We start from the raw sequence: 18,478 nt of genomic DNA on the forward strand, positions 1-18,478 counted from the left end.
TCTCGGTGGCAGGGTTACGCCGGTCCGTGTCCGACGCGGACCGTTCCTCTGATCTCCTCAGAGCTCAGATCTCCTCAGACCTTGGATGATGCCTGTGATCTCGGCGACCCGCCGCGGCCGCCCGTACGCCCAGCCGTAGGCCCAGCCGTCCAACCTCTGGGCCTGGCGTTGCGGCGTACTCTCCGCGCGGCCTCACGCGGCTTCGTGCTGCCCGCATCCGCCCTCAGCTGACCCGAGGTCACACCTGATCATGGACACCATCGTCCAGAGTTCTGTCGTACTCAACCTGTCCCGGCGCCCGGCGACGGTCCGCACCGGCCCGTTCGTCATCGGCTGGGACCCCACCACCGACAGCCGTTTCGTCAACTACGCAACGCCGTTGCCCGGTGCCGCCATCACCGCGAACGACGTGGCCGAACTCGTGGCCGCCTTCGGGAGCGTCGAACGCCTGCCCCGGCTGGAGTACGTCACCAGCTGCGCGCCCGGTCTCGAACGCCTCCTGCTCGACGCGGGGTTCACCGTGGAGGCCCGCAACGAGTACCTCACCTGCTCACCCCGCACCCTGCGGACCGCGGCCGAGCCGGCCGGGGTGGAGTTCGGTGAGCCCACCACCGACGAGGAACGCGCGGGGGTCGTCACCGCGCAGAACGCGGCGTTCGGATCAGCCGACGTGGCCGGCCCGGACGACGTCGCCCGCATCCACCAGGCCCAGCGCGACGGTGGGGTGCTGGTGTACGCCCGGGACCTCGACGGCAGCTACGTCGGCGGCGCCCTGGCGACCGCACCGGCCGTCGGCCTGTCCGAGGTGACCGGCATCGCGGTCCGGGAACCGTACCGGCGACGTGGCATCGCCGGCGCGCTCACCGCGCTGGTCACCCGGCGGGTGTTCGAAACGGGTGCCACCGGCGCCTGGCTCGAGGCGTCCGGTGACGACTCCTGGCGGGTGTACGAGCGGGTCGGGTACGCCCCGACCGGCAAGCGGCTCTACATCGCCCTGGAATAAGGGCCCTGGAACAGGGGCCACGCCACTCCGGGCCGGCACCTCACCCACAGGTGCCGGCCCGGAGGCGTGCGCCTCAGCTCCGTCACACCCGGCCGCGCCCGGCGCCGGCTCCCTGGTCGGCCGCGAACGACGACATCCACACCAGCGCGGAGTTCCAGTTGATGGCGTACTCGTTGGTGGCGTAGGACTGGATGTCGTCGACGTAGCACAGCTGCGGCTTGCAGCCTGCCAGCCGCTTCTGCGCCACCGGGTCCTGCAGGGCGGCATTCGGCCCGCCGGCGAGGAAGCCCGGCGGCGGCGGCGGCAGCTTCTTGTCCAGCTCGTGCGCGAAGGTCCTGCTGTGCAGGTTGTGGGAGACCTTCTTGCCGTAACCGGTGACGTAGGACTGGTTCAGCGCGTTGCGCCCGAGAAGGTAGTCCATCCCCTGCAGGGCACCCGTGCGGTAGATGTCCTTCCCGGTGAGGTCGTACGCCGTGGACAGGACGGCCAGGTTGTTGAGCACGTTGGAGTTCGAGCCCCAGCCGTAGTACTCCGGCCCGCCTGGCATCGGAAGCCCGTACGCCTGCCGGCGCTGGGTGGCGAGGTAGCCGTTCGCGGCCCGGATCACCGACGCCCGGGCAGCCCTACGTTCGGCGGCCGGGACCTTCCCCGGCACCGTCGCGAGGTCGAGCCGGGCGACCGGGCCCACCGACTGCCAGCCGAAGCCGACGGGAGTGAACACCGGCGCCGTGTGCAGCGGCGAGGCGCGCAGCGCGGCGAGGTAGGGCCGCTCGCCGGTGGTGAGGGCGAGTTCGGTGGCGGCCCAGTAGAACTCGTCGGTCACGTTGGTGTCGCCGTAGGCACCACCGCCGGTGCTGTCGCTGTCCGGCGCGTACAGCTTGGGGTGCCGCTTCGCCGCCGCCCACGCGGTCTTCGCCGCACCGAGGCAGCGGTTGGCGAACGCCTTGTCGTACGGCGCGAAGACGCGGGCGCACTGGGCGCCGGCGGCCGCGAGGTTCAGCGTCGCGGCGGTCGAGGGCCGGTGCAGCTCACGCGGCTGCGGGTCGTCCTGCGGCGCCATCGGCAGACCGGTCCACGCCTTGTCGTGCATCTTGTGGTGCGCCATCCCCGCCAGCGGCTTCCCGGACGGAACCTGCATGCGGAGCAGGAACTCCATCTCCCACCGTGCCTCGTCCAGGACGTCCGGCACGCCGTTGTGGTTCTCGGGGATGCTCAACGTGCCGTCGCCGAGCGCCTTGGGGTTGCCGGTGCGGGAGTGGTTCGCGCGCTCCCAGGCGCCGAACAGCTGCGACACCGCCAACCCGCCGTTGACGACGTACTTCCCGTGGTCGGCGGCGTCGTACCACCCACCGCGCACGTCCAGGCGGTAGTTGCAAACCCCGGGTTGACAGGGCACGTCCGCGTCGTTGCCGTTGGCGCCCACGCCGACGTGACCGGCCGGCCGGGCGTACTTCTTGCCGACCAGGGAGGCCAGAATCGGGGTGCCGCTGCGCTGGTAGTAGAAGAAGCGCAGGGCACTGTGGCGCAGCTTCGCGTAGTCCTGCGCGGAGATGTCGAACGGCAGGCTGGTCTGGCCGTCCATCCGGAGCGTGTAGCCCCGGCCCGGCCGGTCATAGCGGGTGAAGTCGACGGTCTGGACGTTCTGCCCCGACGCCTGGTCGGTTCCGCGCGGCGTCGAGCGCCCGTCGGCCACCACCCGGCCGGACGCGTCGCGCAGTTGCCACGAGAGCGGCTCGTTGGACCGGGTGACCGCCGTGGCGCCCTTGGGTCCGGTGGGGAGGTAACCGACCTGGTTGACCCGGATCCGGCTTCCGGTGGCCTTCTTCCACTCGTCGCCACCGCCCGCGCCGAGGCCGGGGTCGACCGCGCCGGGACGCCCACCCGGGTTGCTCTTCGTCGTGGTCGTCGGCTCCTGGGACGGGCCGCCACAACTGGTCATGAACGTGACGAAGACCGCGGTGCACGCGAGTGCGACGGAGCGGGTGCGGCGCACGGATCGTCTTTCGGGGACACTTCGGTACGAAGGAGAAGGAGTCACGGGGCGTCCTCACACGCGGTCGGCGGCCCGGGGGGCGGGCGCTTGAGCGGATTGGTCCTTGGACCCGCCCGGTCGTGACAGACGACCCTTCAGTCCCCGATGTGGTCGTGTCAACGATTGGGAGTCTGGCCCAAGCCGTGATGTTGACAGCCCGCCTTCGCCGGTGTCAATCACTGCCTGCCTCGTACCCACAAGTGTCGAACAATGTCCCTAAAACAAGGAAAACCGCACTTCGTTGGGCGGTCTTTCCGGGACAGAACCGACCAGCGGACGGGCTTTCGGCCGACTTCGCGATCGGTCAGTTGGGACGCGGCTCTGTGGGATCTTCTGCCTGCGCACGGCGTTCGGCGCCGGACTCCTGCGCGGCACCTGCGTCGTCGTCCCCGCCCACGCGGCCGACGTAGGTCTCACTCTGCGCGGTGCCGGTCGTGCCGGAGCCGGTCGAGCCGGTGCCGGTCGAGCCGGTGGGTTCGGGTCCCGCGGCCTCCGGTCCGCCACCGGTGGCCCGCGAGCTGCCCGGACCGGCGTCCGACGGCGCGTCCGCCTCGCCCAGGTGGCGTCCTGATCGGTCCCGTTTCACTCGGTCACGCATTCGCGTCCACAGCGACATGGTGTGTTCTCCCATTCCGCGACCTTTCCGGCCGCACCAGGCTTACCTACCACGCAGCCGGCCGCGTACGCGTACGCCACACCAGACGGGTAAGCGTTGTCGGGGCCTGGCGGAACCCACCCGCCTCGACGTCTCGACCCCTCGACGCCTCAGCGCCCGCGGCGCAACTCCTGCGCCTTGGTCTTGGCGCCCTGCACCATCAGGTGCCAGGCGTTCGGGTCCCCCTTCAGCACCGACTGCGCCGTCGCCTTCATCTGCTCCCAGGTGGCGTGCGGCGGGATCGGCGGCACCTCCGGGTCACAGCGGACGTCGAGCACTGCCGGCCGGTCCGCGTTCAGCGCGCGCTCCCAGGCCGGGCCGAGCTGGTCGGGGTGGTCGACCGTGACGGCGTCCAGGCCGATGCCGGCGGCGAAGTCGGCGTACGACACCTCCGGCAGCGCCTGCGACTCCTCGAACTTCGGCTCGCCGCCCATCGCCCGCAGCTCCCAGGTGACCTGGTTGAGGTCGTTGTTGTGGAAGACGCAGATCACGCACCTCGGGTCGGACCACAGCCGGTAGTAGCGCGAGATCGTGAGCAGCTCCGCCATGCCGTTCATCTGCATCGCGCCGTCACCGACCAGGGCGACCACCGGCCGGTCGGGGTGGGCGAACTTCGCGCCGATCGCGTACGGCACACCCGGGCCCATGGTGGCCAGGTTGCCGGACAGCGAGCCCCGGATGTCCCCGCGGATGCGCAGGTCGCGGGCGTACCAGTTGGCGGCGGAGCCGGAGTCCGACGTCACGATGGCGTTCTCGGGGATGCGCTGGGACAGCTCCCACACGATCCGCATCGGGTTGACCGGCTTGGCGTCCAGCATCGCCTGGTGCTCGACCGTCTCCCACCAGCGGGTGACGTTCTTCTCCACGGTCTCCCGCCAGGACCGGTCGTCCTTGCGGGTCAGCCGGGGCAGTAGGGCGGCAAGCGTGCCGCGGGTGTCGCCGAGCAGGTTGACCTCGGTGGGGTAACGCATCCCGATCAGGCCCGGGTCGAGGTCGATCTGCACCGCGCGGGCCTGGCCGAAGTCCGGCAGGAACTGCGTGTACGGGAAGCTCGACCCGACGATCAGCAGGGTGTCGCAGTCGCGCATCAGCTCATAGCTCGGGCGGGTGCCGAGCAGGCCGATCGAGCCGGTGACGTACGGCAGATCGTCGGCGAGAACGTCCTTGCCCAGCAGGGCTTTCGCGACGCCGGCGCCGGTGACCTCGGCAACCTGGCGTACCTCCTCGGCTGCGCCGCGGGCACCCTGGCCGACCAGGATCGCGACCTTCGTACCCGCGTTGAGCACCTCCGCGGCGCGGGCGATCTCCGCCTCCGGCGGCACCGCCGTCGACCGCAGCTCGGCGGGAGGGCTGGAGGGCACCTGCTTGAACACGTGCTCGGGCGGGGAGTACTCCTCCTCCTGCAGGTCGGCCGGGATGATCAGCGCAGTGGGCGCCCGGCGTACCAGTGCGGTGCGGATCGCGCGGTCGAGGGCGTTGGGGAGCTGTTCGGGGACGTTGACCTCGACGAGGTACTCACTGGCCACGTCCTTGAACAGACTCTGCAGGTCGACCTCCTGCTGGTAGCTGCCGCCCATGGCGCTGCGGGCGGTCTGCCCGACGACCGCGACGACCGGCACGTGATCGAGCTTCGCGTCGTACAGGCCGTTCAGCAGGTGGATGGCGCCCGGCCCACTGGTCGCCATGCACACGCCGACCTGGCCGCTGAACTTCGCGTAGCCCACGGCCTCGAACGCCGACATCTCCTCGTGCCGCGACTGCACGAACCGCGGCTGGTTGTCGGACTCACCGAACGCCGCCACCAGGCCGTTGATGCCGTCGCCAGGGTATGCGAAAACCTGCTCGACACCCCATTCCCGAAGCCGGGCAAGGATGTGGTTGGCGACTGTCTCGGCCATGTTTTTCCTCCTGTCTGGTGCGTTCGGTGCGTCCCGGTCCGGAGTGCGCGTGTCTGGCGTCAGCTCGCCTTCTGGCGCGGTGTCGGCCAGTTGGTGGGTGCGCCCCTGTCCTCGATCACCGCGGACCGGATGTTGGACAGCGTGGTGGCCAGCAGCCGGGAGACCTGCATCTGCGAGATGCCGAACTCGGCGGCGATCTGGGCCTGCGTCCGCTCGCGGAAGTAGGTGAGGTACAGAATCTGGCGTTCCCGCTCCGGCACGTGCGGAATCACCCGGCGGACAGCCTCGCGGTTCTCGATGAACTCCACGTTGCTGTCGTCGTGGCCGATCAGGTCACCCAGGGTGTCGGCGTCGGGCTCGCCGCTGTCGACCGGGCTCTCCAGCGACAACGCGGAGTAGGCGCCGGCGCTCTCCTGGGCCTGGAGGATGTCCTCCTGCCTGACGTCGAGTTCCTTCGCCAGCTCGCTCACCGTCGGCGGACGGCGCAGCGAGTTGGACATGTCCTCGTTGGCCTGGCGTACGGCACGGTGCAGGTCGTGCAGCCGGCGCGGAATGCGTACCGACCAGCAGTGGTCGCGGAAGTGGCGGCGAAGCTCACCCAGAATCGTGGGTACGGCGAACGTGCTGAAGCTGGTGCCCCGCTCGGGGTCGAACCGGTCGGCGGACAGGACGAGCCCGACCATGGCGACCTGGTGCAGTTCCTCGAGCGGCTCGCCGCGTCCCGCGTAACGGGACGCGAGATTCCTGGCCAGGCCGATGTGGTCGAGCACCAGCTGGGAACGGCTTCCGTCGCGGGCGTTCCTGCGGTCCGCGTCGTTTCTGGACTCGGAGCGGGCTTCGGAGCTGGACTCGGAGCGGACGTCGGAGTCGGGCGGAGGGGTCGTGGCGAGCGCCGTACGCGCCTGGCGGATGCTCTCGCTCGGGGAAAGGTCGGAAGAGCGGGCGGATCGGCTGCGGGCCGGTACCGCGGAGAGGGCCGTGGTGCTCGTGGCCATGGGTGACCTCCTCGTCCATGCCGGGGTTCGGGGCTGGACTGTGACCCCTCCCCACGCCACATGCATCCGAAACCTCCACATTGATCTTTTCTTCTCCGGGCGGCCCCGATCGGTCAGAGCCGTCTTCGTGGGCACTCTCCAGGCGTACCACCCATCGGCATTACTTGCAATCTCGCAAGTATTGCGAGTATGCAGGAATCCCACAGGAATCATCGTCCGCCCAGAGGAATCACCGTCCGCCCACAGAAATCACCGTCCTGGAGAGGAAGCTCCGCTCGTGACCGAGGTCGACCTGCCCGCGCCCGTACTCCACGCCCCACGCCGCCCACACGTCGACGTGACCGAGCTGCGGCGGGACCTCGAGTCGAGGGTCGACGGCGAGGTGCGGTTCGACGAGGGCACCCGCGCCGCCTACTCCACCGACGCCTCCAACTTCCGGCAGGTGCCGATCGGGGTGGTCGTGCCCCGCTCGGTCGAGGCCGGGGTCGAGGCGGTGGCCGTGTGCCGCGAGCACGGCGCCCCGCTGCTGTCCCGGGGCGGGGGTACCAGCCTGGCCGGGCAGTGCACCAACGAGGCGGTGATGATCGACTGGGCGAAGTACTGCAACCGGTTACTGCACGTCGACACCGAGCGACGGACCTGCGTGGTCGAACCCGGCATCGTGCTGGACGTCCTCAACGGCCGGCTCGAGCGCCACGGCCTGCGATATGGCCCGGAGCCGGCCACCCACCCCAACTGCACGATCGGCGGGATGATCGGCAACAACTCCTGCGGCGCGACGGCGCAGCGGGCGGGCAAGGTGGTGGACAACATCGCCGGGCTGGAGGTGCTGCTCCACGACGGCACCCGCTTCTGGTGCGGTGAGACCGACGACGAGGAGTACGCCGCGATCGAACGCCGCGGCGACCGGCGCGCCGCCGTCTACCGCTCCCTGCGCAGACTGCGCGAGCGGTACGCCGAGGAGATCCGCGCCCGCTACCCCGACATCCCGCGCCGCGTGTCCGGCTACAACCTCGACTCCCTGCTGCCCGAGCACAACTTCGACGTCGCCGGGCTGCTCGTCGGCAGCGAGTCCACGCTGGTGACGGTGCTGCGGGCCGAGCTCGAACTGATTCCCGTACTCCCCGCCCGCACCCTCGTGGTGCTCGGCTTCGACGGGATCGCCGCGGCCGGTGACGCCGTACCCGCCGTACTCCCCCACGAGCCGATCGCGCTGGAGGGCCTGGACGAACGCCTGCTCACCGACGAGAAGATCAAGCACCTCAACCCGCTCGCCCGGGAGGAGCTACCCGAGGGTTCCGGCTTCCTGATGGTGCAGTTCGGCGCGGAGACCAGCGAGGAGTGCGAGCGGGCGGCGCACCGGATGCTGACCGCGCTGGGGAAGTCCGGTGACGACCCCGACGTCGCCTTCCTGGACAGGCCCGAACGCGAGGACGAGCTCTGGCGGGTACGCGAGGCCGGCCTCGGCGCCACCGCACACGTGCCCGGCCACCGGGAGACCTGGGAGGGCTGGGAGGACTCCGCCGTCGCACCCGAACGGCTCGGTGACTACCTGCGCGACCTGGAACGGCTGTTCGAGGAGTTCGGGTACGCCGACGAGACCGCGCCCAGCCTGTACGGCCACTTCGGTCAGGGCTGCGTGCACACCAGGATCCCGTTCGGGCTGACCGACGCCGAAGGCGTGGCGACGTACCGCCGGTTCCTGGAGAGCGCCGCCGACCTGGTGGCGTCCTACGGCGGCTCCTTCTCCGGCGAGCACGGCGACGGGCAGACCCGCGGCGAGCTGCTGCCCCGGATGTTCGGGCCGGACATCATCCGGGCGTTCGGAGAGCTGAAGGCGATCTTCGACCCGGACGACCGGATGAACCCCGGCAAGGTCGTCGCTCCGCACCGGCTGGACGAGAACCTCCGGCTGGGCGCGTCGTGGACACCGCACCACGACGGGGAGGCGTACTTCCACTACCCCGAGACCGGCGGGTCGTTCGTGCAGGCCGTCAACCGCTGCGTCGGCGTGGGCAAGTGCCGGCAGCACTCGCACGAGGGCGGTGCGGTGATGTGCCCGTCGTACCAGGCGACGATGGAGGAGGAGCACTCCACCCGCGGCCGCTCGCGGCTGCTGTTCGAGATGCTTGCCGGACACCACGACTCCCCCGTCGTGGACGGCTGGCGCTCCACCGCCGTACGCGACGCGCTGGACCTCTGCCTTGCCTGCAAGGGCTGCAAGAGCGACTGCCCGGCCAACGTCGACATGGCGACCTACAAGGCGGAGTTTCTCGCGCACCACTACGAAGGCCGGCTGCGCCCCCGTGCGCACTACGCGCTCGGCTGGCTTCCGGTCGTCGCGGCCGGCGTCACCGGCGCGCGGCTGGGCCGGGTGGTGAACGCCTTCACCCACGCGCCCCTGTTGCCCCGGCTGGCGACCGCCGCGGCCGGGCTGGAGCACCGGGAGATTCCGTTGTTCGCGGGCGAGACGCTGCGGCAGTGGTGGCGGCGCCGCGGCACCGATCGGGCGGGTGGGGCCAGGGGCTCGCGCCCTGGTTCACGTCCTGCAGGGAGCCGCGGCACGGTGATGCTGTGGCCGGACACGTTCACCAACACCTTCCACCCGCACATCGGCCGCGCCGCGGTGGAGTTGCTGGAGGACGCCGGCTGGGAGGTGCGGATGCCGGAGCAGACGCTGTGCTGCGGCCTCACCTGGATCTCCACCGGACAGCTCGCCACGGCGAAGAAGGTGCTGCGGCGTACGATCGACGCGCTGGCGGAGCACCTGCGCTCCGGCGGGTTCGTGGTCGGCCTGGAACCCAGCTGCACAACGGTTTTCCGCTCCGACGCGGCCGACCTGCTGGGCTCCGACGACGACGTCGAACGGCTGCGCAAGCAGACATTGACGCTGGCCGAGCTCCTCACCGAGCACACGCCAGACTGGACTCCGCCGTCCCTGGACGGCGTGCACGCGCTCGCCCAGGTGCACTGTCACCAGCACGCCGTCCTCGGCTGGGACGCCGACGCCGAACTCCTCTCCCGCGCCGGTGCGCGCGCCGAGCGGCTGGACTCCGGGTGCTGCGGACTGGCCGGAAACTTCGGGTTCGAGGCCGGGCACCTGGAGGTCAGCCAGGCCTGTGCGGAGAGCGTGCTGTTGCCGTCGGCACGCGGCGCCGAACCCGGAACCGCGATCCTGGCGGACGGCTTCAGCTGCCGTACCCAACTGCACGAACTCGACAGCGGCGGACGCGAGGGAGTCCACCTGGCCGAACTCCTCGCCCGCGGGCTGCCCGGCCGGCGGCACTCCCCCTCCTCTGCCGCCGCCGGCGTGGGCGCCGAGGCGGGCCGGAACGACCTGGAGCCGGGTGACCGGCCGCGCACCCCGAGCCCGCTCGCCCGGGCCGCCGCACTGGCCGGGACCGCTCTGGTCGCAGGTGCCGTGGGAACTCTCGCCGCCCGCCTCGGCAGCCGGGCCGCCACCCGGCTGACCGGGCGTCGAACCAGCCGCCGGACCAGGGGCCGGACCGGGCGATGACCGTCGTCAAGGCGTACTTGACGCCCCCTGCTGGTGCTCGCGGGGGCTCATCCCGCGCACCCGCTTGAACGCGGCGCTGAGCGCGAACGGGCTGGCGTACCCCACCCTGGTCGCCACCGACCCGACCGTGGCGCCCGGCTCGGTCAGCAGGTCCGCCGCGAGCGCCAGCCGCCAGCCGGCCAGGAACGCCATCGGCGGCTCGCCCACGAGCTCGGTGAACCTGCGCGCCAGGCCCGCCCGCGACACACCGCACTCGGCGGCCAGCCGGGCCACGGTCCACGGCCGGGCCGGCGCGTTCTGCAACAGTCGCAACGCCCGCCCGACAACGGGATCGTCGTGCGCGGCGTACCACGGCGGGGTGGCGGTGTCGGGGCGTGCGAACCACGTCCGCAGCGACATCACCACCAGCAGGTCGAGCAGCCGGTCGAGCACGACCTCCTGCCCCGGATCCTCGCGTTGGGTCTCGGTACCGAGCAGCGGCACCAGCGGTGAGTCCCACGCCGCACCGGGCAGAACCACCAACGCCGGAAGGGCTTCCAGCAGCAGGGCACCGACCGCGCCGACCTCGGGGTAGGTGCCGACGAGCATGGCAACCTGGCCTTGCGGGTTGGTTCCCCAGCTCCGCACGCCGAGGTCCATCGCCTCGGACATGCTCTCCCCGGTCGGCGTGGTGCAGCGCTGGCCGGGGTGGATGACCACCTGCGGCGGCGTGTCCGGATGGTCGGCGACGACGTACGGCTCGGGTCCCCGGAACAGCGCGACGTCACCCGCACGCAGCGGGCACCGCTCCCCCGCGTCGGGAACGACCCAGGCGTCGCCGCGCACCATCACCACCAGGGTCAGCGGCGCCTGGTCCTGAATGCGCATCGACCACGGCGGGTCGAGCAGCGCACGCAGCAGGAACGCCTGCCGTGCGCGGGGACCGGACAGCAGTCCGGCGAGCGGGTCCATGTCCGGGAGTCTAGGCGCGAACGTCCGGTGTGGACGTACGCGTATGGAATCGAGCTTCTCGACCATGGCTCGTCCAGCTCGGTGGCTGTTGGCTGGAGCCATGACACAGACCCCGCAGAATGTGGACCAGCACGAGGACCAGCACCAGGATCAGTTCCAGCACCAGATGCCGGCGCCGGCGCACCCGAACCTGGGCGCGGCGGGCACCACCCTCGTCCTGGCCGGTACGGGAAAGACCGGTGCCCGGGTCGCGCGACTGCTGGCCGCCCGTGGCGCCTCCGTCCGGATCGGATCCCGGTCCGCGCAGCCATCCTTCGACTGGGAGGATCCCGGCACCTGGCCCGCGGCGATCGAGGGCGTGTCCGCGGCCTACGTCGCGTACGTCCCCGATCTCGGCTTTCCCGGCGCGGCGGAGACGGTGGGCGCGTTCGCCCGGCTGGCCGTCGACCACGGTGTGCGCCGGCTGGTCCTGCTCAGCGGACGCGGCGAACCCGAAGCACAACGCACCGAACGGGCCCTGCGGGACGCGTGTGGCGAGTCCGCTTCCTGGACGGTCGTACGATCCAGCTTCTTCGCGCAGAACTTCAGCGAGGGCTTCCTGGCCGACGCCGTGCGCGCGGGCGTACTTCCCTTCCCCGCGGGGGACGTCGCCGAGCCGTTCGTCGACGCCGACGACGTGGCCGACGTGGCGGTCGCCGCCCTCACCGAGCCGGGCCACGAGGGACAGGTGTACGAGGTGACCGGGCCGCGGTCGCTGCGCTTCGCCGAGGTCGCGGCGGAGATCTCCGCCGCGTCCGGACGTGAGGTGACCTACGCGCCGGTCACCGTCGAGCAGTTCGCCGCCGGCCTCGTCGAGGAGGGTGTGCCGGCGGAGTTCGCCGCTTTGCTGTCGGGGCTGTTCGGTGAGGTGCTCGACGGGCGCAACGCGGGGTTGACAGACGGTGTTCAACGCGCGCTGGGCCGTGAACCGCGCGACTTCTCCGCGTACGTCCGATCACCGACTGCCCTTGCCACCTGGACGTCCTGACGACGACACCGTTACCAGCTAGCAGGAAGATGCACCGGAGACATCGGTTCACCGAAACAAGTCTGCGGACTCCTCGGCCGAAGCTGGGGTGATCACCCCGGTTTCGGCCGGTCGGTCCCGGTTGACAGCCGCCTACGATCGAAGCCATGGCATCGAACGCCGACCGTTTCGGCCCGGCGTCCCCCTCGTCGCCCGGCCACGAAGACAGCGGACCCGAAGACGCCGGACAGGACCTCACCGAGACACTCCAGCAGATCGTCTCCACGGCGTGTGAGCTGGTGAGTGCCCGCAGTGGCGCCCTGCTGGTCACCGAGTCCGACTGGAATGTCCGTGAGCTCGTGACCTGCGGGCTCACCGACGAGGAGAGCAGCGAGGTCGCCGGGCTGCCCCGCCTGCACGGCCTGCTGGAATTACTGCTGGAATCCGAGCAGCCGGTCCGGCTGAACTCGCTGCGCGACCATCCCACTGCGCATCACCTGCCACACCACGAGCTGGCCGCCACGCTGCTCGCCGTCCCGGTGCATCTGCGCGACGCGGCATACGGTCACCTCTACCTCGCCGACAAGGCGGACGGGCAGGACTTCACAGCGGCCGACGAACAGACCGTCGTCGCACTGGGCAGCGCCGCCGCGCTGGCGATCGAGAACCACCGGTTGCTGGGCCAGGAGCAGCGCAGGCAGCGGTGGCTGGAGGGTTGTTCGGAACTGACCTCCCTGCTGCTGGACGAGGTGGACCTCGCCGCCACGACCCGGCTCGCGACCCGGCGGTTCCGGGAGATCTCCGGCGCGGAGTACGCCGCGGTGATCCTGGTCGATCCGGCCGACCCGGACCAACTCGTCTACCAGGCGGCCGCCGGCCTGGCCGACCTGCCGGCCCCCGGCACCCGCGTCCCCCGTCGGGGGCTCGCGGCCGCCGTGCTCGACAGCGGCGAGCCGATCGTCACCGACCGCCTCCTGGACGACCCGCGCTTCGACCCGGGCCCCGACCCGCACGAGGACCTGTCGGTTCTGGGGCTGACCATGGTCCTGCCGCTCGCGGCGCCCGGTCAGCAGTTCGGGGTGCTGTTCGTCGGCTGGCGCCGGGACTCCCCCGCCGCACCGGTCGCCGCCCGCGAGGGTGAACTCGTGCGTACGTTCGCCAACCACACCGCCCTGGTCCTGCTCCGCGTCGAGGCACAGGAGGCTCGCAACCGGCGCGAACGCTGGCTGGAAGCCGCAGCCGAGATGGCCCGGCTGCTGCTGGGCGAGGTGGACCGCGACGAGGCGATGCGGCTGCTGGTGGACCACCTGCGGGAGGTGTCCGGCGCGGACGTCGCCGGCGTGCTGCTCGCGGACCCGACCGACCCCGGCTCGGTGTTCGTCGTGGTCTTCGAGGGCGGCGGCCTGGTGCCCGCACCGCCCGACCTGCGCATCCCGCGGGCCGGTCTGCTGGCCCGGGTGCTCGACACCGGCGAACCCGTCGTCAGTGACGACTATCCGAACGAACCCGGGCACGACCCACCCGCCGCATGGCACAACGCTCTCGCGGCGGTGGGCCTGGGCATGATGCTCCCGCTCACCACCGACGGCGAGGTGCTGGGCACGTTGTTCGTCGCCTGGCGCCGGGGCTCACCCCAGGCTCCCCTCGCCCGCGAGGAGGCCGTGCGGATACAGATCTTCGCCGACGTGGCCGCGCTCGCACTGCAACGGGTGCGTACGCAGGGAGACCGCGAACACCTTGCCGTACTGGAGGAACGCGACCGCATCGCGCTGGAGATGCGGGACGTGATCGTCCAGCAGTTGTTCGGCGTCAGCCTGCGGTTGCGCAGCGCCGGCGGCCTGAGTTCCGAACCGGTCGTACGCCAACGGCTCAGCGACGTCCTCGACGACCTGGACCGCACCAGCCGCCAGGTCAGGAGCGCCATCTTCGGCGACGACGACCACGACGACCACGACGGCTACGCCCACGCCCACCGCGGCGCCGACGGCAGCCTCGACGTCAACGGCGCCCGCTGAGCTTCGGTTCGCCACTGTCGGGTGCCGGCCTTACTTGAAGGCGGCGATGTTACGTGCTGCCCACTCGGCGAAGGTGCGCGGCCGGCGACCGAGAATCCGCTCGACGTCGGGACTGACCCGCTGCTCACCGCTGGTGGGGTTGCCCAGGATGTCGAGAGTGGCCTCCACGACCGGCTCGGGCATGAACCGCAGCAGCTGCTCCCGAGCCTCCGCGTGGGTTTGGTCGACGAACCGGACCGGTTCGCCCAGTGCGTCGGCGATCGCCGCTGCCTGTTGCCGAGGTGAGACCGGCTCCGGTCCGGTCAGTTCGTAGGCCCTGCCGACGTGGCCGGGGCCTCGCAGGGCCACGGCGGCCACCTCGGCGATGTCGGCCGGGTCGATGGTCGGCAGGGCGACATCGCCGAACGGTGCGGCAACCATCCGTTGCGTGCGGATTGTCTCCGCCCACCGCAGGGTGTTGGAGTCGAACCCGCCAGGCCGCAACAGGGTCCATTCCAGCTCCGACCGCGTGACGGGATCCTCCAGGGCCGAGGGATGCCTTCCGGTGGCGACGCCCTGCGAGGACAGCAGAACGACCCGGCGTACTCCTCCGGCCCGAGCGACGTCGAGGACGGCCCCTGCGCTGCCGCCGGCCGCGAGGAAGTCGCCGGAGGTCACCAGGAACAGCGCTTCGGCGTTGTCGAACACCGGCACGAGTCCACCCGGGTCGAGCAGGTCGGCCTGGAGGTGCCGCACCCCCGGCGGGATGTCGGCCACCGAGATCCGGCGGGAGACCGCCGTCACCTGTTCGCCGGCGGCCACGAGTGCCTGCACCAGTGGCCGTCCTACGTTGCCCGTGGCTCCGGTCACCACGATCATGTTCGCTCCCGTTTCGTCGAGTCTCTGGTTGTCGAGTCCCTGGGTGGGTTCAACGGAAGCTAGCATCGCCGGGATAGTAGGTACCTAGAGGAAAGTACTGGAGGGAGAGGCCCGACGTGACCAGCAACAAGGCTCCGGCGGCTCCCGTCGACGTCGCCCCGGAGCAGGCCTGCCCGATCGCTCCCGTGGTCGACATCGTCTTCAGCCGCTGGACCACTCCGATCCTCTGGACACTCAACGAACACGGGCGGCATCGGTTCGTGGAACTCCAGCGGCGGATCGCCACCATCACGCCCAAGGTGCTGACCGAGCGGTTGCGACAGCTGGAACGCGACGGGCTCGTCGTACGCACGTACCACCCCGAGGTTCCGCCTCGGGTGGAGTACGAGATCAGCGAACTCGGACGCAGTCTGGCGCCGCTGTTCGCAGCACTCGCCCACTGGTCGGTCAACCTGGACAGCGTGGAACAGGCCCGGCAGGACTACGACGCCAAGGATCGGATTCCCGGCCGTCGAGGCTGACCCTGGCGCCGTCGGCATCCGTCGGCATCCGTCGGCATCCGTCGGCATCCGTCGGCATCCGTCGGCATCCGTCGGCATCCGTCGGTGACGCCGACCGGGTCCGCTCCGAAGCTCACCCCCTCAGTGCGACCATCACCTCCCGCCGAACGAGCAGCCCGCCCCTGGCGCGAAGTCCGGATCAGGCCAGTGATGTCCGCCCGCGACCTGTCGACAGTTGCCCGTGCCGCCGCCTAGCGTGAGGGCGTTCTTTTAGGTCGGGTCCGAAACTTCGAACGGCCCGATGCCCGACGCCAGCCCGAAAGCCGGGGGCGAACTGTGCAGGAGTGCCGATGCGCCGAGCCATTCGTCAGGTCCCGTCCGTGGTCGCGCTCACCGGCGCGGCCGCGTTGCTGTTCACGTCCGTGCTCGCTGGTACCGCCGGGGCCGCCGGTGCAACCGGCCGAAGTCCGACGACCGTGGGTCCGGTGAGCGCGCCCGATCCCGCCGCCGGCAAAACCGCGGCGAGCGAAGCCGCGGCGAGCGAACCCGTCGCCGACGGGGATCTGCTGATCCCCAACCACAGTTTCGAGTCCGGGCTGACCGGATGGACGGTGCAGTCCGGCCGGCACGGCGACGATGCCGGCCCGGCGTGCGAGGGCACCGTCACGGTCGTGTCGCAGTTCCCCAAGTCCGGCACCGCGTCCGCCCGGCTGACTCCCGCCCGCGCCTGCGTGATGCCCGCGCTGGCGAGCGCACCGGTCGACGTACGGGCGGGTACGACGTACACCGCGTTCGCCACGGTGCGGGCGGCGCACGGCGGCGCGGCGATCGGCCTGCGCTACCTCGACTCCGCGGGCGGCACGGTCGGTGAGGTCTGGTCCGCCCGAGCTTCCGCGAACGAGCAGCCGGCCACGATGCGCGCCGACGCGAAGGCGCCGGCGGCCGCGAAGTCCGCCCGGATCGTCGTCGCGACCACCGGCGAGACCTTCGTGGACGACGTGCTGGTGTCGGCGCGGTTCACCGACCTCGGCAACCAGGTCAAGGTGAACGCGACCGCCAACGGCACGGCGTACAGCACCGACGGCCACGGCCGCGACACCGCCTACACGACCCTCACCGGGGGACACGGCTTCGACGCCCATCTCGTCGGCATCGACCTGGTGACCACCGAGGTCACCCTGGACATCCCGATCCCGAAGGCCATGGGTGCGTGGAACGCCACCTCCACGCCGGACGGCACGGTCTACATCGGCGCGTACAACTACGCCGACCCGGGCGTCAACGGCCATCTGTACTCCTACACCCCGGGTGCGGACCAGGTGGTCGACCTCGGTGAACCGGTGCCCGGCGACGGCTTCCTCTACGGCGTGACCGGCGCGCCCGACGGCAGCGTCTACGGCGGCAGCTTCCCCTCCGGCGGGGTGTGGAAGTACACGCCGGGCAAGGGATACACCCAGATCGGCCCGCGGCCGATCCTGCCCGGCATCCAGTACGTCCGCAGCATCGGCTACGACCAGACCACCGGCATCGTCTACGCCGGCACCGGCGGGAGCTCGCACATCGTGGCCTGCCGGGCCGACGGCGTGGGTGACTGCGTGGAACTCCTGCCGAGCAGCTACGCGAAGTACCCCTGGGTCTACAACCTCACCGCCGACGACGGCCACGCGTTCGCCCGGGTGACCGACGACCACGGCGACGACCACCTCGTGGTGCTGAAGGCCTCGGTCGGTGCCGACGGCGCGATCCACGGCGAGGTGGTGACGGACATCCCGGGGCTGTCGTTCCCCGGTGTCTCCAACGCGGTGGACGGAAAGGTCTACTACGCCAAGAGCGGCGCGTTGTTCAGCTACGACATCGCGTCCGGAACCGAGACGGATCTCAAGGCCAACACGGGAATCTGGGCCCGCCAGTGGACGGTGCTGCACCTCGCCGACCAGGACGCTTATCCGGGCGACACGCTGGTGGGTACGAACTCCAGCGGGTACGTCGCGAGGTACAACATCCCGACCGGCAAGCTCACCATCACCCAGGTCGCCGCGCTGCCCAAGGCCGTGGCCGACATCGAGACCATTGTCGGCGGGCCGGACGGGAAGATCTACAACGCCGGCTACCTCGTCGGCGGCCTCGGGGTCTACAGCCCGATGCGGCAGGACCAGCAGATCCTGGTGCCCAACAGCGCGGGCTACGGCCAGGCCGAGGGCATGACGGTGCTCGGCGACCGGATCTACCAGGGCGTGTATCCGGGTGCGTTCATCAAGTCGTTCGACCCGGCCACCGCGGCCGCGGGCAAGGGGCCCCGCACCGACTGTGAGCTGCACGAGGAACAGGACCGCCCCTACGGCATGCTCGGCGCGTACGGCAAGGTGTGGGCCGGGACGATGGCGATCTACGGCCGTAACGCCGGTGCGCTCAGCGTGTTCGATCCCGCCGACGGCAGCTGCACGGTGTACAAGAACGTCGTACCCGAGCAGAGCCTGGTGAGCCTCACCGCCTCGCGCGGGCTGATCTTCGGTGGCTCGCTGGTGTGGGGCGGCCTCGGCGCCGACCCGACCCAGGCGGAGGCGAAGCTGCTGGTGTTCGACCCGGCGACCGAGAAGGCCACGACGTACGACCTGCCGGTACGCGGGATCCGGGCGATCACCGGGCTGACCACCGCACCGGACGGCAAGGTGTGGTTGCTCGCGCAGAACCACATCTTCCAGTTCGACCCCGACAGCCGGACGTTCGCGCGCGGCCGCAACGCCTTCCCCGACCTGACGTACGACCCGAACACCCGGATCACGGCGTACGACGGGACTCTGATCACCGCCAAGGACGGCTACATCTACGGCGCCATCCGGCAGAAGTACTTCTTCCGGCTGGACCCGCGTAGCGGTGCGGTCACGGTGCTCAGCTCGTCCATCGAGGCGTTCAACCTGGCCGAGGACGGCTACGGCAACATCTACCTGATCCGGCACGCGAACCGCCTGCTGCGGTACGTGCCCGAGCCGAGGCAGTAGCCGAGGCAGTAGCCGAGGCAGTAGCCGAATCAGCCCGTACACGGGGCCC

12 protein-coding genes are annotated in these 18,478 nt (G+C 70.8%); 6 read left to right on the top strand and 6 right to left on the bottom strand.

Going from position 1 to position 18,478, the window contains the following annotated elements; all coding sequences use genetic code 11:
* Nucleotides 1-250: 250 nt before the first annotated feature.
* Nucleotides 251-1,003, top strand: a complete 753-nt coding sequence (locus FHR37_RS15670) for a GNAT family N-acetyltransferase (protein ID WP_092889151.1) — start codon at nt 251-253, stop codon at nt 1,001-1,003.
* Between the two features lie 82 nt (nt 1,004-1,085).
* On the opposite strand, the gene FHR37_RS15675 is transcribed toward FHR37_RS15670, so the two are convergent.
* The 4 genes from FHR37_RS15675 to FHR37_RS15690 form a co-directional block, all read right to left on the bottom strand.
* Nucleotides 1,086-2,996, bottom strand: a complete 1,911-nt coding sequence (locus tag FHR37_RS15675) for a glycoside hydrolase family 9 protein (protein WP_237769089.1) — start codon at nt 2,994-2,996, stop codon at nt 1,086-1,088.
* Between the two features lie 343 nt (nt 2,997-3,339).
* Nucleotides 3,340-3,633 (bottom strand): hypothetical protein, encoded by a 294-nt coding sequence (locus tag FHR37_RS15680; protein ID WP_092889148.1) that lies wholly within the window; start codon nt 3,631-3,633, stop codon nt 3,340-3,342.
* A 167-nt stretch (nt 3,634-3,800) separates the two neighbouring features.
* Nucleotides 3,801-5,588 carry a thiamine pyrophosphate-requiring protein gene (locus tag FHR37_RS15685; RefSeq protein WP_092889145.1) on the bottom strand — a complete coding sequence of 596 codons (1,788 nt, stop codon included), beginning with the start codon at nt 5,586-5,588 and terminating at the stop codon, nt 3,801-3,803.
* A 59-nt stretch (nt 5,589-5,647) separates the two neighbouring features.
* Nucleotides 5,648-6,583 (bottom strand): SigB/SigF/SigG family RNA polymerase sigma factor, encoded by a 936-nt coding sequence (locus FHR37_RS15690; protein WP_175542796.1) that lies wholly within the window; start codon nt 6,581-6,583, stop codon nt 5,648-5,650.
* Nucleotides 6,584-6,860: 277 nt separating this feature from the next.
* Here FHR37_RS15690 and FHR37_RS15695 point away from each other — a divergent pair, with 277 nt between their 5' ends.
* Nucleotides 6,861-10,100: an FAD-binding and (Fe-S)-binding domain-containing protein gene (locus tag FHR37_RS15695; RefSeq protein WP_237769088.1), complete on the top strand. Its 3,240-nt coding sequence runs from the start codon at nt 6,861-6,863 to the stop codon at nt 10,098-10,100.
* A gap of 6 nt (nt 10,101-10,106) precedes the next feature.
* On the opposite strand, the gene FHR37_RS15700 is transcribed toward FHR37_RS15695, so the two are convergent.
* Nucleotides 10,107-11,051: an AraC family transcriptional regulator gene (locus FHR37_RS15700; RefSeq protein WP_092889142.1), complete on the bottom strand. Its 945-nt coding sequence runs from the start codon at nt 11,049-11,051 to the stop codon at nt 10,107-10,109.
* A 100-nt stretch (nt 11,052-11,151) separates the two neighbouring features.
* Between FHR37_RS15700 and FHR37_RS15705 the strand changes: the two genes are divergently transcribed.
* Together FHR37_RS15705 and FHR37_RS15710 are read left to right on the top strand one after the other, a co-directional pair.
* A complete protein-coding gene (locus FHR37_RS15705; protein ID WP_237769087.1) occupies nt 11,152-12,078 on the top strand; it encodes a Rossmann-fold NAD(P)-binding domain-containing protein in 927 nt (308 codons plus the stop codon).
* Nucleotides 12,079-12,224: 146 nt separating this feature from the next.
* Nucleotides 12,225-14,072, top strand: coding sequence for a sensor histidine kinase (locus FHR37_RS15710; RefSeq protein ID WP_092889139.1), 1,848 nt, complete (start codon nt 12,225-12,227; stop codon nt 14,070-14,072).
* Nucleotides 14,073-14,102: 30 nt separating this feature from the next.
* On the opposite strand, the gene FHR37_RS15715 is transcribed toward FHR37_RS15710, so the two are convergent.
* Nucleotides 14,103-14,996 carry an NAD(P)H-binding protein gene (locus FHR37_RS15715; protein WP_237769086.1) on the bottom strand — a complete coding sequence of 298 codons (894 nt, stop codon included), beginning with the start codon at nt 14,994-14,996 and terminating at the stop codon, nt 14,103-14,105.
* Between the two features lie 50 nt (nt 14,997-15,046).
* Between FHR37_RS15715 and FHR37_RS15720 the strand changes: the two genes are divergently transcribed.
* Together FHR37_RS15720 and FHR37_RS15725 are read left to right on the top strand one after the other, a co-directional pair.
* Nucleotides 15,047-15,451: a winged helix-turn-helix transcriptional regulator gene (locus tag FHR37_RS15720; RefSeq protein WP_092889132.1), complete on the top strand. Its 405-nt coding sequence runs from the start codon at nt 15,047-15,049 to the stop codon at nt 15,449-15,451.
* Nucleotides 15,452-15,915: 464 nt separating this feature from the next.
* Nucleotides 15,916-18,429 (top strand): hypothetical protein, encoded by a 2,514-nt coding sequence (locus FHR37_RS15725; RefSeq protein ID WP_175542795.1) that lies wholly within the window; start codon nt 15,916-15,918, stop codon nt 18,427-18,429.
* Nucleotides 18,430-18,478: the final 49 nt, after the last annotated feature.

Origin of the sequence: Actinopolymorpha cephalotaxi (genome assembly GCF_013408535.1) — a bacterium.
Taxonomy (GTDB): Bacteria; Actinomycetota; Actinomycetes; order Propionibacteriales; family Actinopolymorphaceae; genus Actinopolymorpha; species Actinopolymorpha cephalotaxi.